Genomic DNA, 24,693 nt, shown 5'->3' with positions numbered 1-24,693 from the left:
GCCCCGCTGTCTCGGGCTTGAGCTGAGAACCCGCTGTCTCGGGCTCGGGCGTCGCCGCGTCAGGGTTTGAGCGCCGCCGCCTCCCGTGCCAGCGCCTCGATCCGCTCCCAGTCCCGCGCCGCCACGGCATCGGTCGGCAGCATCCAGGTGCCGCCCACACAGCCGACGTTGGGGAGGGACAGATACTCCGGCGCGTTGGCCCGCCCGATCCCGCCGGTCGGGCAGAAGCGGGCCTGGGGCAGCGGCCCGGCGAGCGACTTCAGATACGCCGTACCGCCCGCCGCCTGCGCCGGGAAGAACTTCATCTCCCGCACCCCGCGCTCCAACAGCGCCACGACCTCCGACGTGGTCGACACCCCCGGCAGGAACGGCACCCCTGACGCCCGCATCGCCTCCAGCAGTACGTCGGTCCAGCCCGGGCTGACCAGGAAACGGCCGCCCGCCGCGACGGACTCCGCCACCTGCGCGGGGGTGATGACCGTGCCGACCCCGACCACCGCGGCCGGAACCTCCGCCGCGATCGCCCGTACGGCGTCGAGCGCGCCCGGCGTCCGCAGGGTCACCTCGATCGCCGGCAACCCGCCCGCGACCAACGCCCTCGCGAGCGGCACGGCGTCGACGGGGTCGTCGACGACGACCACAGGCAGGACGGGCGCCAGGTCGAGGACGGAGACGCGCGACGACGAGGACAGGGGTGAAGGCATGCCGTCATCCTGCCCGGGTGGCACAGCATGCACAACGTGCGTTGCGCATGCTGCAATGGGTGCGGGAGGGGGTGCGGGAGGGGGTGTGTGAGGCGGTGCGAGGGGGACGTCAGTGAGCCCCGGCCGGTCTCAGTGAACCCTGGCCGGTCTCAGTGAACTCCGGCCGGTCTCAATGAACCCCGGCCGATCTCAGTGAACCTCGGTCACCAGCACATCCAGCGTCCAAGCCTTCCCGGCCCCCGCCGGAGGCTCCGCCTCCACCACATACCCGAGGTCCCGCAACGCCGCCACCAGCTCCGCCGGGCCCTTGGGTGCGATCCCGGCCGACAGCAGGCCGCGTACGATCCGGCCCTTGGTCGCCTTGTTGAAGTGGCTGACGACCTTCCGCGTCGGCGCGTGCAGCACCCGTACGGTCGCCGTCCGCCCGGCCACCTCGCCCTGAGGCTTCCACGCGGCCGTGTACGCCGAGGAGCGCAGGTCGAGGACGAGTCCGTCGCCGGCGGCCTCGGGGAGCGCCGACGCCATCGGCGTACGCCAGTGCGTGCCGAGCGCTCCGATGCCGGGCAGCTTCACGCCCATCGAGCAACGGTAGGAAGGGATACGGTCCGTCACGCGGACCGCGCCCCACAGCCCGGAGAACACCAGCAGCGAGCGCGCCGCCCGCTGCTTGGCGGCGGTCTCCAGGGTGGCCAGGTCGAGGGCGTCGTACAGCACGCCCGTGTAGATCTGCCCGGCCGGACGCGTCCCCGCCGTCAGCAGCTCCGCGTTCTTGGCGATCTCGCCGCGCAGCCCCTCACTCAGCCCGAGCACCTCACGCGCCTTGTCCTCGTCCCCCGCGCACAACTCCACCAGCTCACCGACCACGGCCTCCCGCGCCCCGGTCAGCGCCGGCAGCGAAAGCCCCTCCAGCTTCAGGGGAGCGCCACCCGAAGAGGGGGCCTTGCCTTCGGACGGGGGCAGCAGGACGAGCACGGGTACTCCTTGTTCTCGGGGGTCCGCGACAGCGTACGGGGTGGGAGGGCGGGCCTCCGAAACGCCGACCGGGAGGGAAGCGACTGGCTCCGGCCGAGGTCGCCGGTCTGGCGTCGGGACGCCGACCCGCTCGTACGCGGGACCGGCCGACGGCCGTCGCCAGGGTGCCGTCCCGCCCGCTCCGCCCTACGCTCGACCCATGCCCCGCCGCCATCTCCGCGTCACGGGTGCCGCCGAGGCTCCCCTGCGGGCGGCCCTGCGCGCGCTGCGCGGGGAACTCGGTGTGCCCGACGCCTTCCCGCTCCAGGTCCTCGTCGAGGCCGAGCACGCCGCGAAGTCGCCGCGCCTCCCGTCGTACGACGCCACGGACATCCCCCTCTTCACCATCGACCCTTCCACCCGTCGCCCACCACCACCCTTCCAACGGGTCGCTGCGCGACCGCCCCTTGATTCCACCGATCTCGACCAGGCGATGCACCTCTCCCGGCGCCCGGGCAACGGCGGCTACCGCGTCCGGTACGCCGTCGCCGACATCGCCGCCTTCGTCACCCCCGGTACCGCGCTCGACGCCGAGACCCACCGCCGGGTGACGACCCTCTACTTCCCCGACGGCAAGGTCCCCCTCCACCCCGCCTGCCTCTCCGAGGGCGCCGCCGGCCTCCTCCCGGACCACACCTGCCCGGCGGTCCTGTGGACGCTGGACCTCGACGCGGACGGCCGTACCGAGACCGTCGATGTCCGCCGAGCCCTGGTACGCAGCCGCGCCAGGCTCGACCACGAGGGCGTACAGAAGGAGATCGACGCGGGCACCGCCGAGGAACCACTCGCCCTGCTGAAGGAGATCGGCCAACTCCGCGAGCGCCTCGAAGTCGAACGCGGCGGCATCTCCCTCACCCTCCCCGAGCAGGAGATCGTCGAGCACGGCTACACAGATGAGGGCGACGACGGCAACGTGAGCTACGCGTCGGCGTATCGCGCCCCGCTCCCCGCCGCCGGCTGGAACGCCCAGCTCTCCCTGCTCACCGGCATGGCCGCGGCCGAGCTGATGCTGGCCCACGGCACCGGCATACTGCGCACGCTCCCCGCCGCCCCCGACGATGGGGGTCCCCCCGGTCGAGCGAGGCCGAGACCGGGGGAGGTCGGCCGCCTCCGCCGTACCGCCAAGGCCCTGCGCATCGACTGGCCGCACCACGTCTCGTACGCGCGACTGGTCCGCTCCCTCGACCCGCACGACCCCCGCCACGCCGCCTTCCTCCTGGAGTGCACGACCCTGCTACGCGGCACGCACTACACGCCCTTCCGCGACGGCAACCTCCCCGACATCACCACGCACTCCGCCGTAGCCGCCCCCTACGCCCACTGCACGGCCCCACTGCGCCGCCTCGTCGATCGCTACACCGCGGAAATCTGCCTCGCGGCGGTGGCCGGCGACCCGACCCCCGACTGGGTCCTGGCGGCCTTCGACACCCTCCCCGACGAGATGGCCAAGGGCACCTGGCGCGCCGAACGCGTGGAGAGCGAGTGCCTGGACATCGTCGAGGCGGCGCTGCTCAAGGACCGGGTGGGAGAGGTCTTCGAGGGGTGTGTGGTGGACGTGGAGGACGTGGCGGAGGGCCAACCTGCCGTCGGAACCGTCCAGTTGGAGTCCCCGGCGGTCACCGGCCGAGTAGTGGGTACCCTCGGCGGGCGGCTGCCGCTGGGTGAGCGACTGCGGGTACGGCTCACGCAGGCCGAGCCGGGAGTGGCGAAGGTCCGGTTCGTTCCTGTCGATCCCGCGTGAACTCCCTGAGGCGTCGCACGAGTTGATCGGACTCGTCCGCGTGGAAGCGCACCAGCCGTACCGTCCTGCGGCGCCCGAAGAAGGTCGAGTACGCGACGGGTTCGGTCAGTTCGAGGGTGATCGTGGTCTGCGAGCCGACCTCCATATTGAGCTCGCCGTCCCGCTTCTCATGCGTCGTACGCAGCTCACGGCGGACGGACGCGACGGAGGTGAGCGGCACGCACACATCCACGGTGGCGAAGCGGCGCAGGCGAAGGGTCGTGTCGGTGAGGACGTGGGGGCGGGTGACGGAGGCCGCGTGGAGTCCGGCGACGATGAGGATGGTGTAGAGGTCGAGGACGAGGACGGCCCGGTGCACCAGCGGGAAGTCGCGCAGCAGGACGGACATGGTCACGGTCTCGACGACGCACACGAACCCGAAGCCGAACATCATGGCCCCCTGCCCCCGCGTGTACCCGTACGCCCGCCCCCCTTCCCCGGTCCCGTGCGGCCGACGCCCGATCCAGTGCAACAAGCTCACCAGCAGCAGGAGTTCATGCCGTACGAGAGAGTGGGCGATCCGGTACGTGCTCCTCATCGGCGGTCCTCCATCAGTTTCCGGAGCGTGCGGCGGATGGCCTCCGCCTGGGCCGGGGCGAAGTCGGCGTAGAAGGCCCGCAGGAAGCTGCCGCCGCCGCTGTTGCTGCCGTCGTCGTCGCCCATGTCGGTGTCGGGCGGGACCATTTCCGGCGGGATGAGGTCGGCCAACAGGTCGGCCGCCTCCGCCACACGGGGGTCGTCGAGGTCGGCGTCGGCGAGCGCGTCGAGCAGCGCGTACGCCTCGTGCGCCCGCTCCACCGCGCCGGGGGCCGCCATCATGCTCTCCAGCCCCGCCAGCATCTCCGCCCGCACCTCCGGTGGCGCCGTCGTCTCCAGGAGGGCGAACACCTCCCGGTCCTTGGCGGCCATCGGTGACTCCGGCACGGGCCCGAACTTCCCGAAGAGGGCGGTGAGTTCGGGGGAGACGGGCCCCTCGGCCGGCAGCCGCCCCTCGCGGGCGTCCGTCATCAGAGCGTGCAGCCGGGCCCGCCGCTCCCGGATCGCGGTCTCCTGCCGAGCCAGATCCTCGTCCAACTCCCCGAGCACCTCGACGAGTTCACGCCCGGCGTCGTCGGCGAGCACGTCCCGCACCTCGGCGAGCCCCAGCCCCAACTCCGTCAGCCGCCGGATCCGCGCCAGCGCGACCGCGTGCCGCAACGTGTAGTCCCGGTATCCGTTCGGCCGCCGCTCCGGCTCCGGCAGCAGGCCGAGGTGGTGGTAGTGCCGCACGGCCCGCGGGGTGACCCCGACAGCCGCGGCGAGTTCTCCGATCCGCATGCGACCAGTAGAAACGTTGACGCTGCGGCAGGGTCAAGCGATGGGCCCGGCGACTGACGGCGACACCGTCCCCTTCGGCAAGCCGCTCGCCCTCCCCGAGCCCTTCGCCTTCGACCTGGACACGGCGGACTTCCTCTGAGCCCTCGGGCGCGCCCCCGATCCACGGCGAACAGGACCGCCGTACCGATCCGCTGCTCGGCCGGATGCTCGACGAGGTGCGCGACCAGGCGGCGTTCGTCTGGCGTCGCCGTACGCCACGGCGGCGGTCCTGATCGCGGTATGGAAGCGGGACACCCAGATGTTGCATCCGTACAGCCATCGAAAGGGGTGCGTGGGGGTGCGTGAGGTGGGCGGCGGACGTGACCGGACCCGGTGGACCCGGGCGACCCTCGGCCGCCCCGACCGCCCGCTCGACCTCCTGACCGCACACTTCGACCGCCACCGCTACGCTCCGCACACGCACGAGGAGTTCAGCGTGGGCATCTGCGTCCTGGGCGCCTCCTGCATCGACTACCGGGGCGGCGCCCTCACGGTGGGCGAGGGCTCGATCGTCGTCCTGGCCCCCGGCGAGGTCCACACCGGCGAGTCGGCCTACGGCACCTACGCCTACCGCGCCCTCTACCCGGCCCCCGCCCTCCTCACCGACGGCATCCTCGGCGGCACCCCGCACTTCCGCGAACCCCTCCTCCACGACCCCGAACTCGCCGCCGCCCTGCGCACCGCCCACACCGAGCTGAGCACCTGCCCCGACCCCCTGGAGGCCGAGTCCCGCCTCCCCTGGCTCCTCACTGCCCTGACCCGCCGCCACTCCACGGCCCGCCCGGCCCCGGACACGGTCCCCGGCGCGAGCGTCATCGCCCTCTCCGTACGCGACCGCCTCGCCGACGAACTCCTCGCCCCACCCTCCCTCGCCGACCTCGCCACCGACCTGGGCCTTTCCCGCTACCAACTCCTCCGAGCCTTCCGTACGACGATGGGCATGCCCCCGTACGCCTGGCTGGCCCAGCACCGGGTGAGCCGGGCCAGGGGGTTGCTGGAGGCGGGCGGGCGTCCGGCGGAGGTGGCCGGGCAGGTGGGATTCGCGGACCAGGCGCACATGACGCGGTGGTTCAGGCGGGTGCTGGGGGTGACACCGGCTGCGTACCGGATGAGCGTGCGGCCGTAGACGCGGCGGGTGCCGTGCGCGCGCAACAGCGTTCAAGACGTACGCCGCCGACCCGGCCGAAACTCACCCCATGACTGCACGCGGCTGGTTCCTCTTCTCCCTGATGGGAGTCCTCTGGGGCATCCCCTACCTGATGATCAAAGTGGCCGTGGACGAGGTCTCCCCGTCCATGGTCGTCTTCGTACGCTGCGCCCTGGGCGCGGCCCTCCTCCTCCCCTTCGCGATCCGTCAGGGAGGGCTGACCCGCGTGGTCAGGCAGCACTGGCGCCCCATGCTCGCCTTCGCCGTGATCGAGGTCATCGGCCCCTGGTGGACCCTCACCGACGCCGAACGCCACCTCTCCAGCTCCACGGCCGGCCTCCTCATCGCGGGCGTCCCGATCGTGAGCGTGGTCCTGGCCCGCTTCTTCGGCGACACGGAACGGCTGGGAGCCCGCCGTATGACCGGCCTGGCTCTGGGCCTCGGAGGCGTGGCGGTCCTGACCATCCCGCACCTCACCGGAGGAAACGCCCTGTCTCTGGTTGAAGTCCTGATCACGGTGGTGGGCTACGCCACGGCCCCCCTGATCATGGCCCGCCACCTCAAGCAGGTCCCCACACTCCAGCTGATAGCCCCGGTCCTGCTCCTGGCAGCACTCGTCTACGCCCCGGCGGCGGCCCTGACCCGCCCGCCCACGATGCCCTCGACCCCCGCCCTGGTTTCGTTGGCGGCCCTGGGCGTGATCTGCACGGCCCTGGCCTTCGTGGCCTTCCTGGAACTGATCCGCGAGGTCGGCCCCACGCGGGCGACGGTCTTCACGTACGTCAACCCGGCGGTGGCGGTGGCGGCGGGCGCGATCTTCCTGGACGAGCGACTGACGCCCGGAATCCTGGCCTCCTTCGCCTTGATCCTGGCGGGCTCGTTCCTGGCAACGGCATCGACGGCATCGACGGCATCGACGGCATCGACGGCACCGAGGACTGGTGGGCGCCCGGTAACATGGTCAACACGGCAGACGAGCCGGGCGGACGGCCGCGTGAAGGTCCTCACGGACCTCCCCGAGGAACGTCCGGGCTCCACAGGGCAGGGTGATGGCTAACGGCCACCCGGGGTGACCCGCGGGACAGTGCCACAGAAAACAAACCGCCGGGGACCTCGGTCCTCGGTAAGGGTGAAACGGTGGTGTAAGAGACCACCAGTGCCCAGGGCGACCTGGGCAGCTAGGTAAACCCCACCCGGAGCAAGGTCAAGAGGGGGCACCCCGGTGCCCCTGCGCGGACGTTCGAGGGCTGCCCGCCCGAGTCCGCGGGTAGACCGCACGAGGCCGGCGGCAACGCCGGCCCTAGATGGATGGCCGTCTCCCGGCCGACCGCGAGGTCGACCGGTGACAGAACCCGGCGTACAGCCCGACTCGTCTGCCAACAGGGCTCTGACCCGGCCCTATGGCCTGGTCGGGGCCCTTTTTCGTGTTTTCGGGCGCCTCCCGCTTCTACCTGCGAGTTCCCTGGAGTTCCGCGCAAGTGTGCACGCGTGCGCACTGGGGCGCGGTGCTGGACGGTGGGCCCGATGAGTACTGGCATCGAGTTCCAAGGGGAACTGGGCGAATTCCAGTGATCGTCGCAACATGTAGTCGGTTGATCAGGCAGCGAGCAGTTTAGACAGACGTCGGCTGGGGTTTTCCAGCCGAGCGTCTTGCGTGGGCGATTGTTCAGTTCGACAGGGACGGCGTCGACATCCCCGCGGGTGTGGGTGGACAGGTCGCTGCTCTTGGGGAAGTGCTGTCGCACCAGGCCGTTCGTGTTCTCGCTGGAGCCGCGTTGGCAGGGGCTGACCGGGTCGCGAAGTAGACCGGGACATTCGTAGCGATAGTGAACTCGTAGTTGGCGGCCATCTCGGAGCCCTGATACCAGGTCAGGGGCCGCTTCAGATGCGGCGGCAGGGCTTGCACGGTTGCCTGGAGGGCGTCGCGGACGCTGACGGCTGTGTGGTCGGCGGGCAGATGGATGCGCATGACGAAGCGGGTGCTGCGTTCGACCAGCATTCCGATGGCGGAGCCCTTCTGCTTGCCGACGATCAGGTCGCCCTCCCGTGGCGGGGAACGGCCGATTGGCGGCCTCGGCCGGATGTTTACTGATCGTGACCATGGGCTGCGAGAAGCGCTTCTGGCGCTGGAGTTGCTGCTAGGTCTGGCGATGAGGTCTACGAAGAGCCGGTCGCCGTCGGCGAAGACGTGCACCTCGTCCGCCAGGACAGCCCTAACACTGCCAAGCAGGTGGGCGTGGTCCGTCTTCGGGGCCCGAGCCATTGGGCGGGTGTGGACGCGTGGCGCCATCTTGTGGGGCAGCGTGCCTTGAGCGGGTACACGTAGAGCACTGAGGTGTCCTCCCGTTCTGTGTCTGATGTGTGTTGCCAACGCGCCAACCGGCGGCTTTAGTTGTGTGAAAATCCGACTGCAATGTGGCATGGTCATGGCGCTCAGTCGATCGTTTGGGATCGGCGCAGAGGTATGCGGTCACGGAGGAAGGCACTTGGCGAGGCACGAGAACAGCCGCAAGGACGACGATCCTGCTCCCCGTCACGGTCCCTCGCGGACAGCCTCGTTCGTGATGGTCCACGTAGGCCAATCGTCCGAAACTCAGCGCAACCTGCAGTACGGGATCGAAACCCGGTCGTGGGGGTTCCCCGTGTGGAGGCCCGAGTACCGGTCCGCGCGCCCGCGCTTCGCAGTGCTGGCCACGGGAGTAGGTCCGCGCGTACAACTCGACGTATGGAGTACCAAGAAGATCACTCTGTACCTGTTCGAAGTACGTGAGAACTTTTACGAGGCAGAGGCCCCTCACTGGCCGGACGAGGAAGCCGAGAACGCCATCAAGTACCCGGTGCGCTTCGGCATCGAGCCGTTGGCTGTACTCCACGACGTCCGTCTCGATGAGGACGGACCGCTTGGAATGGCCGCCAGTGACGCCATACGTGTTTCGGGGACTCAACGAGGCATAGGCATGGTCGTCGACATGGATCCGCAGCCGTTGCTCGATGCGGCAGGAATTCCAGCGAACTGGTCCGAACAGCAGACGGTGGCCCTGAACCGCACACCCGGCTTCACAGAGGAGCAGGTGAAGCCGCCCAAGCCACCGAAGCGGCCCTCCAGTGGAGCGGGCTTCGTCTCCGACCCCAAGAAGCGCAAGGCCATCGAACTGCACGCGGAGGACATGGCAGTCGCTCACTACGAGGGGGAGGGCTGGACGGTCGAACGCCTTGGCAAGCCGTACGACCTCCACTGCACCCGTGACAGGGAAGAGCGCCGTGTAGAGGTGAAGGGGACAACGGGAGCGGCCACGAGCGTCGACCTGACGATCAACGAGGTCGAGCATGCCCGGGACCCGCAGAACACCGTGGACCTATTTGTGGTCAGTGACATCAAGGTGGACTTGCGGACCGACAACTACACAGCTAGTGGCGGCAGGGTGTCGCACCTCCATGACTGGGCGCCGGCTGAGGAGGACCTGAGGCCCCGGAGCTTCGAGTACCGCCTACCGCTCGCCTGACTGCCCAGATGCGCCTTCAATGGCTCCCGGAGCAAGCCCCCGCCAGACCCCTTGCCTTCGAGTGCACCGCCCTTACGTAGATCTTCCGTGCCTCTTGTTCGCGTGTCCGCACGTGCACTGTTCGATCAGTGCCGTGACGGATCCCTTTTTGAGCGGCTCGCCCAGAAGTACCGATCCGTGCTCTTCCGTAGCGGCAGGCGCGGTCTTCCTGGACGAACACCTCACACCCGGGAGCCTGGCGTCCTTCGCCCTGATCCTGGCGAGAAGCTGCTCGCGGGCGCGGACCGGTTGCTCGGCACGGTCACCGCCTCCGCCACGGGCGTCTGGCCGCGCGCCGTGGCACTCCTGCTGCGCCACGCTCTCGAAGAAACCCTGCGCCGCTACTGGCAGGCCCGCAAGCCGCAGCTGGCCCGCTGCCGCCACACGCCCCCAGGCCCTCTGCCTGGAGTCCTACGCCGACCTCGACACGGTCCGCCGCTGGTCGGTGACCTGGGCCGGCCTCAGCCGGGCCTGCCACTACCACGGGTACGAACTGGCTCCCACGCAGGCGGAGTTGTGTGCGTGGCGGGACGACGTCGAGCGGGTGATCGGAGCGTTGGCGCCCCGGACGCAGTGACGGATCGCCGTCGGACCCCAGGTCCTCCGTGCGGGGCGGGTGGCGGACGCCGGTAGGCGGGGGACCGGTACGCAAGGGGACGCCCAGGAGAGGTGGGCGTCCCCGGCTGCCCACCTCGAGCACACTCGCACTGCCGTCATACGCGTATTACGATGCCTTCGTGGCAAAGGCGCGCATCACCATCAGCTTGGAGCAGGACCAGGCCGAACGCATCAGGCAGCATGCGGAACGGGCGGGCATGGACGTCTCGGCCTACCTGGTGCATGCCGCAACGCGCCAGATGGTCGAGAGCGATGCCATAGAGGAACAGTTCGCCGAGGTGGACGCACTCATCGCCCGCGCGGAGCGGGCAGCGGACGGACTGCCCGCAGAACCCGCCCCGGAACCGGCCGCGGAACTGACGGAGCAGGAACGCCGCGAGGTCGAGGAAGCCCTGGGCCTCGTCCACGGCCGGGACAGGCAAGGCCGGCGTCCGGGACACGCCGCGTGAGCGCACGGGTGCCGATCTACGACACGGGCATGCTCATCGCACTCGCCGACCGCAAGGCGAAGGCGGTGGCTCTCCACGAGGGACTGCGCGCGGTCCCGCACCGGGCGCTGGTGCTCGGACCGGTCCTCGCCCAGGTGTGGCGCCCCCAGCCGGCGCTGGTGCACGCCCTGTCCGGCGTCCTGAAGGACTGTACGGTCCCTCAGGCCCGCACGTCCGAGCCGCCCATGCGTGAGACGAAGGCGGGCCGTCCGGAGTGTCTGGCCTGCGCGACGGGCCCGGACCTCGCGGACTGGCGGCGCATCGGCACCGCTCTGGGGCAGGCGGCCCTGCCGACGAAGAAGCGGCCGGACGCGGTGGATGCCTGGGTGGCCCTGGCGGCGGCCCGACACGGCAGCGCGGTCATCTTCACCACCGACCCGGGGGACATCCACGCCTACCTAACGGTCCTCGCGCCGACGGACGTGCACGTGGTCGCTGTCTGATGGGCGAGAGTTACGCCCCGTCCTGTCCAGATGGCCGCGCAGGCCGGTGCACGGGCTCCGGCGGCAGGAGCGGGGCGCGGGGCGCGGCCCTGCGCAGGCCTACTCCGCGAGCGGGTGCCGAGGCGATCAGCCGGCAACGGCAACGGCCGTCCAGTGCCACGGCCTCCCCCCGCGCCGACCGCTGAACTCGCCGAGGGTCCTCCACCCGCTTCGCCATTTGCCACGGCCGTGGTACTTGGCACGGCAGGAGCAGGTACACAGAAAGCCCTGGGCGTTCTGGCAGGACGAGTTGCACCTTTCACGCGGGTTGTACTCACGGCCGATGAGGACGCTCGGGTACCTGCGGAGCAGCTCCCGGCTTATGCGAGGGAAGTGAGCGCTGGCAACCGTCCAACACTCCTCGCGGCCGTCCCACCGGAACGATCGATCGCTTCCGACCCAGCCGGAGAGTTTCCGTTCGTGCTCCCACATCGTGTGAGCCGGGAACCAGACACTGAACCACCCGGTGGCGGGCAAGCCGATTGTCGGCAGGTGCTCACCCCGATAATTCGGTAGCCACTCAGGGGGCTTGAGGTATTCGGTCTTCTTCCGCGGTTCACGCCTGCGCCCTTTGCCCCCACCCGCAATCTGCCGGCTACGTCGAGGTCCCGGCCCCCACTCGACCGACACAAGTGCGGCGAGTTGACCGGAGGCATGGCAGGGGAAACGACTTACCGGCCTGTCATGGGCGACCACGCGGCCGTCCTGGTCGACTTCGATGGAGTTGCGGCACTTCAAACACGTGCGATTGAACCTTCCGCCGCCCACAAGCACCCACCCCCTTGGTTGCGCCGAGGGTCAGTCAGGCGAGTTCTCGGACTTCGGCGGTGTGCTGTGCGTCAGCCATGGCCACGACGTCGGGGGTGGGCCAAAGGCGCGACGGCCGGCCCTCACCGCCAGAGTGGCGAGGGCAGCGTTGGCGCCACCACCAATCACAGCGCCGATACCGAACGGTGCCACTCGACCGAGAACGATGATGCCCTGCTTGGTCCCGAACTTCGTGATGAAGTTCTTCCCCAAGACCTTGTTGATCTGACGCAACGTCTCGACGGGCACCTTGGCGACAACCTGACGTCCCCAGTGTTGCCCCGTACGCTCGGCGACCTTGGTAATGGTGGTGGAGCCGCTCCCGCCGAGCATGATTCCCATCACGATCGTTCGGCGGCGCTCGACCTCGTCGATGGGGACTCCGTGGACTTCGGCGAGCGAGAGCGCGAAGAGGGCGCTCAGTTCAAGAGACGAGAGAGCCTCGCCTGCCGACAGTGCCAGTGCGACTCCCGTGCCGACGCCGGGCGCGGCTGCAGTTCCTCCAACCGCAGCACCTGTCCCGGTTAAGGCGCTGACGTACATCCGCTCCAAATTGCGGATTACCTGTTCTGGTGTCGCCTCCGGGTTCCGCTGGCGGGCCCGGGCGATGTTCTTGCGTACCAGTTGGCTCTGGCTGTCGATTGCCTTGTCCAGGAGGTCGAGGACTCGCTGCCCACGTCCGTCTTCTGCCGGAACCGGTCCGTCGTGGGCGCCTGTTGTCATACCTTGAACTCCTTAGGTCGTTAGGCCCCAAGTCTCCCACTCAGGCTGCCAGTTCTGGAGCGTTTCCCCGACAGCTCCTACCTGTCCAGGCTCGGAGCCGTTGCGGTCCGCCCCATCGACTGCGAGATCACCTTCAGCACCTCCCAGGGGCGCCGCACCGGCGCACACCGTCTCGTCACGACCCTGACCGCCCCCCGCCCCAGTCATCGCGGTTAGAGCCGCCCGCTGTGCGTGTCCGGGTCGGTGGTCTCGCAGGCACATTCGGCCCAGACCGTCTTGCCGCCGGGCGGGTACAGCTCGAAGCCCCAGCGGTCGGCGAGGGCGGTGACCAGGAGCAGGCCGCGGCCGGACTCGGCGTCCAGGGGCGTTCCGCAATCCGCGGGCGGCGACGGGAGGCGCTCGCCCCGGGCGTCGGTGACGGCGATGCGGAGCAAGTCGGCCGCCGTGTCGAGGATGAGGGTGAGCCGGAAGTCGCGGCTGCCAACACGACAGTGCAGGGCGGCGTTGGCGGCGAGTTCGGCCACGATCTGCTCGGCGCGCTCAGTGACGCCGGGTGACACCGGCCACGGGCGGAGCTGCTCGGCGGCGAGGAGACGGGCGAGCCGGGCTCCGCGACGGGTGGACGACAGAAGCTGGGTGAACATGTGTACGGCGGAGGAAAGTTGGGGTGTGGTTGCGCTCATGAGGCCACGGTGACGGGCGCGCGGGGGCGCGTTCCAGAGGTGCGGTCCGTACGTTGCGTCAGCGTACGGGCACATTCCGTGGACGGTACGACGGTTCGTGCGTCACGCTGAGTGTCGTCGACTGTGGGACGGCGAACAGCGCGGGTACGGAACCGGAGGTGGCCGCGGATGACCGACGGCGGTGTGGTGGACGACGAAGACGTGTCGTGCGGCGAGGCGGACCGGGAGCCCGATCCCTCGGACAGCCTGCGGACGTTCGGGGCGGTCATGCAGGCACTGCGCGAGCACGCGGGGTACAGCAGAACCGAGTTCGCGAACCTGGTCAGCTTCTCCAAGCACACCGTGGAGTCGGTGGAGTTGGGGCGCCGCATGCCCGACGTGGCGTTGGTGGAGCGGTCAGAGGAGGCGCTGGGGAACGCGGGGGCGCTGCGGAAGGCGTCGAAGTACGTGACCCGGGGGCGCGGGGATGTGGGGCTCGCGGCGTGGTTCCGGCAGTGGGCTCGGCTGGAGCGGGTGGCGGTGAGCTTGTGTACGTACGAATGTCGGCTGGTGCCGGGGTTGTTGCAGTCGGAGGGGTATGCGCGGGCGGTGTTCGAGGGGACCGTTCCAGTGGCGCCGGACAGCCTGCTGGAGGACTTCATGGCCCGGCGGATGGAGCGGCAGCGGATGCTGTTCGAGCGTCCGACGACGCCGTTCAGCTTCATCGTCGAAGAGCACGTCTTCCGGCGCAGGTTCGGGGATCCGGACCAGATGCGGGAGATGTTCGACCATGTGCTGGAGCTGAGCGCACCGCGGAACGTGACGCTACAAGTCGTGCCGTTGGAGGCTGGGTTGCATGCCTGTCTGGATGGGCCGGTGCGGCTTCTGGAGACTCCCAGAGGGCAACGACTTGCGTACTCCGAGGGGCAGCAGAACGGCCGTCTGATCTCCGACGTGAAAGAGGTGAGCCTCCTCTGCCAGCGCTATGACACACTGCGCTCGCAGGCCCTGAACGCCAAGGACTCACGGGGTCTGCTGGAGCGACTCCGAGGAGAGCTATGAGCACGAGGCCGGAACTGGCGTGGTTCAAGTCCAGCTACAGCGGCAGTCAGGGTGACGACTGCGTGGAGGTCGCCGTTACCGAACAGGCCGTGTGCGTACGGGACTCCAAGGACGTGACGCGCCTTCACTTCGCCGTCGGCCGCGAGGAGTGGTCGCGGTTCCTGAGGTTCGCGACAGAGGTGTAAGGGCCACAGGCGCCGACGGCCGGTGACCGGTGTGGTGGTATTGCCCTCGGTCCCGCATCGCTCAGTGCTGGTGGGGGAGACCTCTGGGTCTCCCCCACCGCAGTATGTAGCGTCAGCTGTACCCAGGTTCATCGGTGACGTCGAGCGCGGAAGGCCGCAGACACAACGTCACGGCCTCCCGAGCTCACCGGCAGGGACCCCTCCGAGCAGATCGATGTGCGCGCGGCTCGTCGGACCAACTCAGTTCTCTTCGAAACCCGTGTCCTCGAACTTCAACTGGGCGGCGTTCTCTCGGACGGTACGTACCTGCTGTTCGGTGAATCCGTCGGGAGTGCTTGCGGCGATCTCGATACGGACCTCGAGCGTGACGCCGTCGGCGGCTTCGAGGTGCGCCAGGACCTCCTGCTGGATATTGGCGAAGTCGGCAGCGGGACGGTTGGGATTAAGGGTCTTGACACCCCAGAACCTGCGCGTGACCTTCTTCGCCGGCGGAGTCGAGGGCTGAGAGCCGGGGCCCGGCGTAGGCATGACAGCACCGGGACTGGGAGACGGGCTGCTGCCTTCACCGCTATTGCTGCCGTCCGCAGGGGTGACCGGTTCGATCGGCGGGGTAGCCACAACCCGTGCGCGCTGGGCGACGGCTCGGGCCGGCTGGACGAGGAGCGTGTCATCGGTGACGAAGCTGGGATCGGGCTTGTCGCCGTGGATCCAGAGGTTCTGGTACTCGTCGGTGGCTTCGTCGTAGCCGTCGGCGAGGGCGAAGGCGTCCTGCTGCCAGAGAAGGACGTCGGCGGCGCCGAGTACGGCCTGTTCGAGCACCTGCCGGTTGGGCAGGCGCTTGAGGTAGGGGTACTGCGTGTACCAGGACCACAGGTCGCCGAACCGCACGTGCCCCTTGCCCCAGGCGTTGGCCAGGGCGCCTTCGAGAGCCATACGCACCAGCGTTGCCCCGAGCACCGGGGTGATCCAGCCCTTGGCTTTGAGCGCCGCGGTGACGCGCTCGGCGAGGGAACCACCGTCCTTGGCGACACGGGTAAGGGAGATAGTGGGCTTCTGACCGGGCAGTTCGGTCGGGATCAGCGCTGCGGTGAAGGCTGCGCGGATGCGGTCGTCGACGGCCGCGTCCAACTGGCGTGCGCGGGTGACGGACTGCTTGCGCTGCTGGGCGCTGAGCTCAAGCTCCTCGGCCTCGTCGGCGATGGATTTCCAGGCCCGGTACTCCCGTACGACCCCTTCGAGTTCGGGGTAGGTGTCGCGATCGGCGGCGACCATGACCAGCATGTTGCGGCGCTGCCGCTGCCCGGCGCCTGCCTCCCGAAGGAGACGCGCGGCGAAATCCGTGGCGGCGGAGGCGTCCTTGCCCCAGGTGAACTTCGGGTGCAGGACGACGAGCTTGAGCACCTCGGAATCGGGGATGTCCCCGGTGTCGAGAGGCGCGGCGTGCACGGCACCGAAGGAAGCCTTGGATGCCTTCGCCGTCGTCTTGAGGCGTTCGACGATCGTGGCGTGCACGTCGGCCTGGCTGTAGCCGGCTGCGCGGTCGGCGGCCACGCGGGAGACCGAAGCAGCCAGGTCGTACCAGGAGCGGTCGCCATCTTCGTAGAAGTACGTGGCACGTTGGCCCAGCAAGGCACGGGCATCACCGATGTGGTTGATGACGTCGCCCGGAACCGCAGTGCCCAAGCGGAGTTGCTGGATATCCACGCCCTTGTGTGCGGAGCGCAGCGTCGGCACAGTTGCGATGAATACCGACCGGGCGACACGCCTGGTAAGGGCTCGCTGCCCGAACGACGGACGCTCGTGGTCGATCTGAACAGGGGTGGCCCCCTCACCGTCGACGTCCTTGTCCACCACTGGCTTCCAGTTGTCATCGAGATACTTGGTGATCTCGCTGAAGACCTGGGTGTCGTGGACGGGCACTGCGCCAGGAGTGATAAGCGGTGTGGTGTCATTGGCGGCCCACAGTGAGTTGATGACCACGCTCATCAGGCGCAGCACACCGCGGGTGCGCTGGAACTTCGGCAGCGTCGACCAGTCTTCGTAGAGCCGGTCGAACAACTCGGGATGGATGGGGTACGCCGCTCGGATGCGCTGCTCGTACGCGCCGGTGGTCGTCTCGCGAGGGAAGAACCCGGTGTTCTCCTGGTAGTACTTCACGTACTGCTTGGCCACAGCGGCGATGTCAGCCAGGGCCACGGCGTCGGGTTCTTCGAACAGGCGCCGCCGGACGATCTCGAAGGACTCGATGTTGTTGGCCGGCCGCCAGTCGTCGGCGTTCCGGCCGATGGTGTGCTGCAGGGTTTCCAGGGCGACGTGCCCGTTGGGGCCGCCTACCTCCAGCGCCGAGCCGCCGCCCCCGTTGTCCAGGGAGTCGGAAGCGGGGATCGAGACCACGAGCATGACGCCCGGGATGGATTTGGCCATCTCGGTCAGGTGCTGGGCGAAGGTGTGCTGCGTGGCAAAGGATCCGCCGGGCAGGTCGTCGCGGCCCACGAGTTGGCGGGCGTAGGCCACCCACTCGTCGATCAGGATCAGCACGCTCTTGCCGCCGGCGACGACGTCGCGCACGACGGCGTCCAGCGCGTCGCCGGGATCGGTGCCGGTGGCATCAGCCATCGCGACGCGGTCGAATGCCTCGCGATCTCCCAGCTGCCAGGCCAACTCCCCCCAGAGCGTGCGCACCTGCGTGCCGTCGTCCTTAGGGATCGGCTGGCTCGGGGAGAGCTTCGTGCCCACCAAGGTGACCCGCTTCACGTCCAAAGACCTCAGCGGATCGCCTTCAGCCGTGGGCAGGGAGGCATGCACAACGTCCTGGACAGACTGAGACAGTGCGCTTGTAGCCAGGCCTTCGGAGAACAGGTGGTACAGGGCCAGCATCGAGTGCGTCTTGCCGCCACCGAACTGGGTCTGCAGGTTTATGACCGGGCTTGCTCCGGCGTCCCCGGAGAGGCGCTTGAGCGCACGAGTCAGCAGATCGGACAGACCGCTGGTGAGATAGGTACGGGAGAAGAACTCAGCCGGGTTCAGATACTCCGGCGCCGCGCTGTGGCCATGGGCCACCGCATACAGGTCGGCAGCGAACTCCGCGGCGGAGAACTGCCCGCGGATCACGTCGGCGTGCGGCCGGATGACTTCACGCCACGGCTTGATCGCCGTACCGGCCTGCATACCGGCCACCTTGACCGCCTGCGCCTCACGGATGAGCCGGTTGCGGGTCTGCTTTTCGAAGACCTCCCGCTGGTGTTCCATGCGCATCTTCGCGACCGCATCGGCCTCGCCACCGGCACCGATCACCGTCAGTAGACGCTCGATCGTGTCCAGCGCACGGTAGGTGTCGTCCGAGGAGAACTTCTGCCCGTGATGCGCGGCGTTCGCCGTCTCCCGCAGCTCGGAGGCCAACGCGGACTGCGGGCGCGAGAGGTCCCTCTCGAAGACCTTCCATCTCTCCGTGATTATGCGCAGCAGGAACCGCACGTCGTCGCGTGAGTACGTCTTGGCTGTGCCGAACTTCGCCACGTCCTCAGCGGCGATCAGCTCGGTCCAGTCCTTGCCATTCGGAGCCTGAGCTGACATACGCATGTCGACCCACGGCCGCATGCCCTCGAGCAGCTGGTCGAAGCTGCGCAGTACCTTCTCGTTGTTTGTCAGCGCCATCAGATCTCCTCCCCAAAGAGCATCTCGGCCACAGCGGCCGGGCGGATCGTGGTCGATGTCGCGGAGACATCGGCCCACGCACCTCCGAGCCCATTGAACAGGCCAGCGGTCAAGGAATCTTGAGACTCCATCAGCTCGTACAGGCGGGTGGCCAGGCGGTTGACCTCGTCCAGGTCCACCCTCCCCTTCACCTCGGCCATGAGCCTGGCGGCCTCCTCGCGCCCCTCGGTCGCGTACGCGCGTGCAAGATGGCAGGTGACCTCCCACAGGGACAGCCGGTCATCGTGGGCCGGGTCCCATCCGGAGTCGAGGTCCTGCGGCTTGATCAGCGCGACCTTTCCGCCGCCGGAGGTGAGGGTTCCGCCGCGGGCGATCCCGTCCACAGAGAGGCCCAGGGGCACCGCCAGCGACTCGGCGTCACCGTAGGGACGGGTGTCCCATCCGTAAGAGCGGAACCAGTCCAAGCAGAACCGGGTTTCGGCGTCCAGTTCGGCGTCGTGTTCGTTCTGCAGGGCGTCGAACGTCTGGTTGATCAATGCCAGTGCGGTCTTCACCAACATCGTGGAGCCGTCGTCCTCCAGTACCCGGGAGAAGCGGGAGAACACCGCCATACCAGGACCAAGGATCGTCTGCCTCAGGTCCGCCGGGGCGATCGCGCCCTCACGGATACGAGGCAGTGCCTCCTCCAGCTCTGTGTGGAGCGCGACCAGGAACCCTGTGCGGTCCGTCGCCGGTGCGGATTTCTCGCGGGGGCGGAGAGCCAGCACGATCGACGAGGCGAGTGCGTTCGTACCCACGGAGGTCATCCGGCCGCCACGCTCCGAGCGAACCGGCCACGTCGCGGTGATCGACCAGCCATTACGGACCATTCCCTCCAGGAAGGTGGACCACCCAGTGGAAGCGACACCTTCCTTCTCCAGCTCGGCCTGCTTGAAGGCGTAGAAGACAGTGATCGGGTAGTCCGACGATGCCGACTGCCGTGCGCGCGCGAAGACCTGCTCGAAGCCCTCCTCGAAGAACTTCTCGGCCTTTTCTTTCCCGCCATGGCGGTAGGAGTTGGCGACGAGTTCCTCATCCTTGGGAACTAGCATCGTCCCGAACAGGCTCGGGTAAATGCTGCGGAGGGAGCGGCGAAGCCAGACGTAGAAGAAGTCGGAGACGTCAGAGTAGACGATGTTGTCGTAGTACGGAGGATCTGTTGCGACCAAGAGCCCTGTGTAGTCACGGCTGGCAGCGTCGGCCTGAGAGACTCCACCAGGGGACGAAGCGGGAAGCTTGTCCACGGCCTTAACCACGGCTGAAAGCATGATTTCTAGCGTGCCGGAAGAAGGCCCGAATGGATTACCTTCGGCGAAATCCCACGCCATCGGGATTGCCTGACGGGAAAACACATTCCGCAGGATCTCCATCTGTGGGTTGCTGGCCCAGGTTGTTATTCCCGACTGATAGTCGGTCAGGCGGCTTACCGTCAGGCCTAGATATGTCGCGACAGCATCCGCGTACGCCTCTGCTCCGTTGCCTCCCTTGTTCAGTCGCTCACCGGGGGGGAGGCCTGCGGCAAGTGCGTCGGCCAGTGCACGCTCGCGCGCCTTGGTGACAAGGTCGCTGAAGGTGGTCAAGGCGATGATCTGGCGGTCGGCGAAGTAGTCGGCGAAGGTAAAGAATCCCCATCGGCGCCCTTGAGCATTTCCGCCGAAGGTGCCTCGAGCTTGTGCGTTGAGCTCTGCATCGCCTTGTCGGATGGCGACGGCCTCTGTGCGGACATCTCTCACAACCGCGGTATGCGCGACGGATGGGGGGAGATAGATGCGCTTTTTTTTCCCTTCGGCAACAACGGCGATCAATACAGAAGCAGGCTTCTGATCGTCTGGCACGTCGTACTGGCGATGTACCTCAGCAGCGCTGACGAATGCCTGGCACGCAATGCATTTTCCGCCCTTCTGGCCGGACATCGTTCCGTCGTCCGTCTTCGCCGGAGCCTGCTTTGCGTCGTGCCCGATGGCGAACTCCACGCGCCGTCCGCCGGGCGCCGTGGCGTCGTCGACCACTTCCGGGACGACGTACGCTTCCTTGCCCTTCTTCTTGCCGAGCCACCAGGAACGCACCAGCGGCATGCGGATGCCGCACGCCGGGTTGGGGCAGATCACCGTACGGGCCCAGATCCATGCGATGACGGAGGCTTCGGTGGTCTTCCCCGTGAGCTGGCCCTCGGATCCCAGCACGGGAACCTGCGCCTTTGGATACAGGTACCCTACGCGCTCCCGGGCGCGGCCGATCAGCCACGCGCCGTAACGGCGTACGTCCTCCGCTAGCCCTGTGGCGCGTGGCCAAGGCCCCAATCGACTCTCAGCAGCCCCCGGGAAGATCGGCGGCTGTCCGGCGAACTTCGACGGGATCTCGATAAGAGCTTTGTTGATCAGTACCGGCACGGGGTTGAGGTCGCTGGCGTGAGTCTCCAGGCCGAGACGCTGCGCCTCCAATGGGATCGTGCCGCCGCCGGCAAACGGGTCAAGGATTGCCGGCGGGTTCCCTCCCGTGCTCTTGAGGATCTCCTCGCGGGCCTCTCGATACAGGCCCTCGTCGTTGATGTTCTCCCAGACCACCAGCCGTCGGATGATCCCGTGCAGGCGCTCACGTTCCGCCTTCTGCTCTTCCTCCGTGGGGAACAGCTCGGGATGCGAAGACGGGTCATCGACGAGCTGGGCGAACAGCACCGCCCGCGCCGCCGCCAGCGGCCGGCGGGCCCACCACAGGTGCAGCGTAGAGGGATGGCCATGGCGGATCGACTTCTCCCGGGCGGACTCGGCGTTGATGTCCTCCAGCGGGAGAGAGACCTCGATGAGCTTGCGTCGAGGGACAGAACCTGACGGCGTTCCGGGCTGCACTGCGGTGTTCACCTGCTCAATCTAGTTTCCGCTGCACTCGAACCGTTCCTCGGGTGGTGTTCGAGCGGATGAAGGCATGTGGATCGTGTGCGTCAGAGGGGCTCCACACCGCGGCCCCACTCGGCCTTCCACTTGCGGCGCAGGTCGTCGACGTACTTGTCCAGGACTAAGTCGGCGAAGGGGTTGAGCACATAGCGGACCTGGTCGTTCGACCCGTCGGGGGTGTCGGGGTCGACAGCGACGAGGGCCAGCCGGTAGTCGGGCTCGGCGTTCTTGGCGTAGCCGACCTCGCTGGTGGTGACAGTGAAGTTGTCAGCGCCCAGCACACGCCCCTTGACCTCGATGAAGATCAGGTGGCCGTCGGGCTTGCAGGAACGGATGTCGAAGCCCTTGTTGGAGTGCGCCATCTCCTCAGGTACCCGGCCGAGCCGACGCTCGGCAGCCAGTACGGCATCTACGGCACGACGCTCGGTGACGGTGGTGTCCAGAGCGAAGCTGTCAGGTGTCGGCTGATCGTCGGCGGTGCCCGGGACGACCCCGGCGGGCAGGACGAGCGCTGCGCTGATGATCTGCGGTGGGTGCACGTTGACCTGGATTTCGAGGTCGAGTTCGCCTTGACGGCGTTCGAGCCGGGCCTCCAGCGACCGGGCGCGATCGCGTGCGGTGGCCGGCGAGATACGGATCTTCTTGCCTGCCGCCTGCGCCTCGGCGAGCTTGATCGACTCGCCGTCCCAGTAGTTCATCTGAGCCAGCAGCCGCTGACGCATAAGCTTGCGCGTCCGCTCGACAGCTGGGACGACGCGAGCGACGACGTCGGCGCGGTGCTCGGGCAAACCGTGCTGGATCGCCCAGCTCTGGGCGATCTTCTCAACGCCGTCGGCAAGCCAGGGTGCGGACAGCTCGGAGTTGATGGCAAGGGTCAGCGTGGTGTGCTGCTCCAGGTTCAGGTCTGTAGGCAGGGACAGGTCGAGGTACGGAGCGGGGCCTGCCTGCTGTGCGGTTCCGTCGGGCAGCACGGAGACGTACTCGAACCTCTTGCTGATTGCCGCGCCGTGCCCGTCCGAGAGCTCTTCCAGCAAGGCGAACACGAGCTGGGGAGTGGTGACGGTCCGGTCCAGGAAGGTCGCTCCACGGGTCAGCGTGTCGCCGTACCTGTTCAGGATCTCAGTGATGATCGCGTCCATCAGCGGATGCCCGGGCGCTATGAGCTCGGCGTCCGGGCGGCCGGGCATGATCACGGCCGAGGGCTCGAAGGTGATGCGTGCATAGCGCGGGCTGACGGTACGCCGACCTTCGCGCAAAGCGGCGGGCACCTGGGTCAGCTCGAATCGGTCTTTCTCCCGCTTGGAGGCCCGCCCGCCTAGGGCACGCAGGGACTCCATGACGAAAGCCTGCACGAAATGGGGCTGCATGCGCCGGGCACGGGCCTCATCCATCTGCCGGCGCAGCTCGGCCAGCTCCTCCAGCCCGATCTCCGAGGTGGCCAGTGCGCGTTCCTTGATCAGCTCCTGGAGGCCGTCGGCTACGGACTTGTCGATGACCTGGTCCAGGTGGGCGCGGACCTCGGGCTGCTCGCCGTAGCGGATGGCTCGCATAAGCAGGTCACGTAGCGGCTCGTCCGCGAAGGCATTCTCTCCCAGGACGTCGAAGACCTTGCCGCCGTAGGCGCGACGCTGCTGCTCGATCTTGGTCAGGAGGCGCTGGAAGACCTGACCTTCCCTGGTTTCGGAGGCCACGAGATTCCACAGGCGGCAGACCTCGCGCTGGCCGATGCGGTGGATACGTCCGAAGCGCTGCTCGATTCGGTTGGGGTTCCAGGGGAGGTCATAGTTGACCATCAGGTGCGCGGCCTGAAGGTTCAGTCCTTCGCCGGCGGCATCGGTTGCGATCAGAACATGGCAGCGAGGGTCGTTGCTGAACTTGGTTCGGGTTTCCCGACGAGCCTGTCGCGCGGTGCCGCCGTGGATGGTGCACACGGCATCCGCATCGCCGCCCAGCAGGGTGGTGATCCGGCCTGCGAGGTAGTCGAGGGTGTCGCGGTGCTCGGTGAAGATAATGATCTTGTGCGGGGCGTGGCGGTCACTGCTCAGGCCCTCTTCGCGGGCCTTGAGGACAAGGGAACGCAACTCCTGCCACTTTCGATCCTCACCCGAGGTACGGACCTGTTCAGCGATCTCTTCAAGACGTGCCAGGACCGCGAGCTCGGCGTCCAGCTCGGCTGCCGTGCGTGCGGCGGTGGCGGCGTCCAGGACCTCGCTCTCCAGCTGCTCCAGCTCGGCGGCACCCAACTCGTCGGAGTCGAAATCGTCCGGGTCGAACGACAGTGTCTCGGGTGGGGGAACGAACGGGCCCGCCAGGATCTGCTCACGGTGGGCGCGCAGGCGCGCGGCACGGCGCCGTATCGACCGGTAGATCGCCTCCGGGCTCGACGCCAGGCGTCGCTGCATGACCGTGAGCGCGAAGCCGACGGTGCGTCGTCTGCCGTCGGTTCGCTCGGCCCGGTTCATCTCCGTGCGTACGTACTCGGTGACCTCTTCGTACAGACGCATCTCCGGTAGGGAAAGCGTGTACTCGACGGTCTCCGCCACCCGCTCAGGGAATAGCGGCTTACCCTCGAAGGTGAGCAGGTCCTCCTTGATCATCCGGCGCATCAGTCCGGTGGTGTCGGTGGAGTGCACGCCCTGGCGGTACTGCCCAGCGAACCTGTCGGGATCCAGTAGCGCGAGGAACGTCTGGAAGTTGGCTTCCGATCCCGAGTGAGGGGTCGCGGTCATCAGCAGGAAGTGTCGGGTGATTCTGCCGAGCAGCTGGCCGAGCTCGTAGCGGCGGGTGCGCTTGAGTTCGTTGCCGAACCAGGAGGCGCTCATGCGGTGGGCCTCGTCCACGACGATGAGGTCCCATTCAGACTCTGCGAGGATGGTCTGCCACTCTTCGTTGCGGGCGAGCTGGTCCATGCGCGCGATCAGCATGGGGTTGCGCCGGAACGGGTCGCCATCGCGGTCGGCCTCAGCGAGATCGCGTGTCAAGATCGCCATCTCGATCCCGAACTTCTCCGCGAGTTCGGTCTGCCACTGCTCGACCAGCCCACCGGGGGCGACGATCAGGCAACGCTGCACGTCTTCACGCAGCAGCAGCTCCTTGAGATACAGACCCGCCATGATCGTCTTTCCTGCGCCAGGATCATCTGCCAGCAGGAAGCGCAGGGAGCCGGCTTGGGCCAGCAGGGTGCCGTAGACGGCGCGGATCTGGTGGGGCAGCGGGTCGATGTCGCTGGTTTCCACGGCCAGCATCGGGTCCGACAGACCCGCGTGCCGCATGCGCAGAGCTTCAGCCGCAAGACGGAACTGAGCAGGGTCGGCGTCGAACGACCACCGCGAGCTCGATGCTTCACGCCGCAGCCCAGGGAGGTCTTCGGGGAAGAGCACCTGGTCGAATAGGTGCCCGGAGTCGTCGCGGACCGTAATTTGAAGAGCGTCACCGACCGGCGTGGCGGCCACGACGGTCACCGACCCCGAGGCCAATCCGGTCAGGCGAACCCCAGGCTCGACCTCATCGGTGTGCATAGGACCTTTCCCCCCAGAACCAGG

General features: G+C 68.0%; 16 protein-coding genes, 1 other RNA gene and 2 pseudogenes. 9 read left to right on the top strand and 10 right to left on the bottom strand.

From position 1 onward, the window contains the following. Positions 1–59: 59 nt before the first annotated feature. Both eda and yaaA read right to left on the bottom strand, forming a co-directional pair. Positions 60–704 carry a bifunctional 4-hydroxy-2-oxoglutarate aldolase/2-dehydro-3-deoxy-phosphogluconate aldolase gene (eda, locus tag JIX55_RS15440; RefSeq protein ID WP_257563898.1) on the bottom strand — a complete coding sequence of 215 codons (645 nt, stop codon included), beginning with the start codon at positions 702–704 and terminating at the stop codon, positions 60–62. 189 nt (positions 705–893) lie between these two features. Then, a complete protein-coding gene (yaaA, locus tag JIX55_RS15435; RefSeq protein ID WP_257563897.1) occupies positions 894–1,676 on the bottom strand; it encodes a peroxide stress protein YaaA in 783 nt (260 codons plus the stop codon). 199 nt (positions 1,677–1,875) lie between these two features. Between yaaA and JIX55_RS15430 the strand changes: the two genes are divergently transcribed. Beyond that, positions 1,876–3,456: an RNB domain-containing ribonuclease gene (locus tag JIX55_RS15430; protein WP_257563896.1), complete on the top strand. Its 1,581-nt coding sequence runs from the start codon at positions 1,876–1,878 to the stop codon at positions 3,454–3,456. Here JIX55_RS15430 and JIX55_RS15425 read toward each other — a convergent pair. Together JIX55_RS15425 and JIX55_RS15420 are read right to left on the bottom strand one after the other, a co-directional pair. After that, positions 3,398–4,033, bottom strand: a complete 636-nt coding sequence (locus tag JIX55_RS15425; RefSeq protein WP_257563895.1) for a hypothetical protein — start codon at positions 4,031–4,033, stop codon at positions 3,398–3,400. The two genes, JIX55_RS15430 and JIX55_RS15425, sit on opposite strands and share 59 nt — an antisense overlap. Next, positions 4,030–4,812 carry a MerR family transcriptional regulator gene (locus JIX55_RS15420; RefSeq protein WP_257563894.1) on the bottom strand — a complete coding sequence of 261 codons (783 nt, stop codon included), beginning with the start codon at positions 4,810–4,812 and terminating at the stop codon, positions 4,030–4,032. The genes JIX55_RS15425 and JIX55_RS15420 overlap by 4 nt, the downstream gene beginning before the upstream one ends. Positions 4,813–5,149: 337 nt before the next feature. On the opposite strand from JIX55_RS15420, the gene JIX55_RS15415 reads away from it, so the two are divergent. The 3 genes and pseudogenes from JIX55_RS15415 to rnpB all read left to right on the top strand — a co-directional run bounded on the left by JIX55_RS15415 (position 5,150) and on the right by rnpB (position 7,374). Next, on the top strand, positions 5,150–5,977 hold the full coding sequence (locus JIX55_RS15415; RefSeq protein ID WP_257563893.1) for a helix-turn-helix domain-containing protein: 828 nt from the start codon (positions 5,150–5,152) through the stop codon (positions 5,975–5,977). Between the two features lie 70 nt (positions 5,978–6,047). Further along, a pseudogene (locus tag JIX55_RS51445) lies at positions 6,048–6,827 on the top strand (DMT family transporter); the annotation flags it as partial. Between the two features lie 145 nt (positions 6,828–6,972). Continuing rightward, an RNA gene (gene rnpB / locus JIX55_RS15405) (RNase P RNA component class A) lies at positions 6,973–7,374 on the top strand. A gap of 220 nt (positions 7,375–7,594) precedes the next feature. Here the strand turns inward: rnpB and JIX55_RS15400 are convergent. Then, positions 7,595–8,124 (bottom strand): annotated as a pseudogene (locus JIX55_RS15400) (IS30 family transposase); the annotation flags it as partial. 360 nt (positions 8,125–8,484) lie between these two features. On the opposite strand from JIX55_RS15400, the gene JIX55_RS15395 reads away from it, so the two are divergent. From JIX55_RS15395 to JIX55_RS15385, 3 genes are all read left to right on the top strand, one after another. Beyond that, complete coding sequence (locus tag JIX55_RS15395; RefSeq protein ID WP_257563891.1) at positions 8,485–9,501, top strand: DUF3883 domain-containing protein; 1,017 nt, start codon at positions 8,485–8,487, stop codon at positions 9,499–9,501. A 776-nt stretch (positions 9,502–10,277) separates the two neighbouring features. Beyond that, on the top strand, positions 10,278–10,607 hold the full coding sequence (locus JIX55_RS15390) for a plasmid mobilization protein (protein WP_257563890.1): 330 nt from the start codon (positions 10,278–10,280) through the stop codon (positions 10,605–10,607). Continuing rightward, complete coding sequence (locus JIX55_RS15385) at positions 10,604–11,089, top strand: hypothetical protein (protein ID WP_257563889.1); 486 nt, start codon at positions 10,604–10,606, stop codon at positions 11,087–11,089. The genes JIX55_RS15390 and JIX55_RS15385 overlap by 4 nt, the downstream gene beginning before the upstream one ends. 837 nt (positions 11,090–11,926) lie before the next feature. On the opposite strand, the gene JIX55_RS15380 is transcribed toward JIX55_RS15385, so the two are convergent. Further along, positions 11,927–12,658 carry a hypothetical protein gene (locus tag JIX55_RS15380; protein ID WP_257563888.1) on the bottom strand — a complete coding sequence of 244 codons (732 nt, stop codon included), beginning with the start codon at positions 12,656–12,658 and terminating at the stop codon, positions 11,927–11,929. 212 nt (positions 12,659–12,870) lie between these two features. Continuing rightward, entirely contained in the window at positions 12,871–13,341 is a 471-nt protein-coding gene (locus JIX55_RS15375; RefSeq protein WP_257563887.1) for an ATP-binding protein, read from the bottom strand. 168 nt (positions 13,342–13,509) lie between these two features. On the opposite strand from JIX55_RS15375, the gene JIX55_RS15370 reads away from it, so the two are divergent. Both JIX55_RS15370 and JIX55_RS15365 read left to right on the top strand, forming a co-directional pair. Beyond that, positions 13,510–14,382, top strand: coding sequence for a helix-turn-helix domain-containing protein (locus JIX55_RS15370; protein WP_257563886.1), 873 nt, complete (start codon positions 13,510–13,512; stop codon positions 14,380–14,382). Further along, entirely contained in the window at positions 14,379–14,567 is a 189-nt protein-coding gene (locus JIX55_RS15365; RefSeq protein WP_257563885.1) for a DUF397 domain-containing protein, read from the top strand. The genes JIX55_RS15370 and JIX55_RS15365 overlap by 4 nt, the downstream gene beginning before the upstream one ends. 240 nt (positions 14,568–14,807) lie before the next feature. Here the strand turns inward: JIX55_RS15365 and JIX55_RS15360 are convergent, their stop codons facing one another. The 3 genes from JIX55_RS15360 to JIX55_RS15350 all read right to left on the bottom strand — a co-directional run bounded on the left by JIX55_RS15360 (position 14,808) and on the right by JIX55_RS15350 (position 24,669). Continuing rightward, positions 14,808–18,221, bottom strand: coding sequence for a Swt1 family HEPN domain-containing protein (locus JIX55_RS15360; protein ID WP_257563884.1), 3,414 nt, complete (start codon positions 18,219–18,221; stop codon positions 14,808–14,810). Further along, positions 18,221–21,118 carry a DUF1156 domain-containing protein gene (locus tag JIX55_RS15355; RefSeq protein WP_257563883.1) on the bottom strand — a complete coding sequence of 966 codons (2,898 nt, stop codon included), beginning with the start codon at positions 21,116–21,118 and terminating at the stop codon, positions 18,221–18,223. The genes JIX55_RS15360 and JIX55_RS15355 overlap by 1 nt, the downstream gene beginning before the upstream one ends. A gap of 80 nt (positions 21,119–21,198) precedes the next feature. Next, on the bottom strand, positions 21,199–24,669 hold the full coding sequence (locus JIX55_RS15350; protein ID WP_257563882.1) for a helicase-related protein: 3,471 nt from the start codon (positions 24,667–24,669) through the stop codon (positions 21,199–21,201). Positions 24,670–24,693: the final 24 nt, after the last annotated feature.

It is taken from the genome of Streptomyces sp. DSM 40750 (assembly GCF_024612035.1).
Taxonomy (GTDB): domain Bacteria; phylum Actinomycetota; class Actinomycetes; order Streptomycetales; family Streptomycetaceae; genus Streptomyces.
The sequence above is the reverse complement of the archived record's forward strand: the minus strand, read 5'-3'. Positions and strand labels throughout refer to the sequence as shown.

What these genes read in the sequence shown, in the direction of transcription:
- JIX55_RS15365 (WP_257563885.1), top strand. Translation starts at nt 14,379, where the DNA reads ATGAGCACGAGGCCGGAACTGGCGTGGTTCAAGTCCAGCTACAGCGGC.
- JIX55_RS15370 (WP_257563886.1), top strand. Translation starts at nt 13,510, where the DNA reads ATGACCGACGGCGGTGTGGTGGACGACGAAGACGTGTCGTGCGGCGAG.
- JIX55_RS15420 (WP_257563894.1), bottom strand. Translation starts at nt 4,812, where the DNA reads ATGCGGATCGGAGAACTCGCCGCGGCTGTCGGGGTCACCCCGCGGGCC.
- JIX55_RS15430 (WP_257563896.1), top strand. Translation starts at nt 1,876, where the DNA reads ATGCCCCGCCGCCATCTCCGCGTCACGGGTGCCGCCGAGGCTCCCCTG.
- JIX55_RS15350 (WP_257563882.1), bottom strand. Translation starts at nt 24,669, where the DNA reads ATGCACACCGATGAGGTCGAGCCTGGGGTTCGCCTGACCGGATTGGCC.
- JIX55_RS15380 (WP_257563888.1), bottom strand. Translation starts at nt 12,658, where the DNA reads ATGACAACAGGCGCCCACGACGGACCGGTTCCGGCAGAAGACGGACGT.
- JIX55_RS15375 (WP_257563887.1), bottom strand. Translation starts at nt 13,341, where the DNA reads ATGAGCGCAACCACACCCCAACTTTCCTCCGCCGTACACATGTTCACC.
- JIX55_RS15425 (WP_257563895.1), bottom strand. Translation starts at nt 4,033, where the DNA reads ATGAGGAGCACGTACCGGATCGCCCACTCTCTCGTACGGCATGAACTC.
- eda (WP_257563898.1), bottom strand. Translation starts at nt 704, where the DNA reads ATGCCTTCACCCCTGTCCTCGTCGTCGCGCGTCTCCGTCCTCGACCTG.
- JIX55_RS15360 (WP_257563884.1), bottom strand. Translation starts at nt 18,221, where the DNA reads ATGGCGCTGACAAACAACGAGAAGGTACTGCGCAGCTTCGACCAGCTG.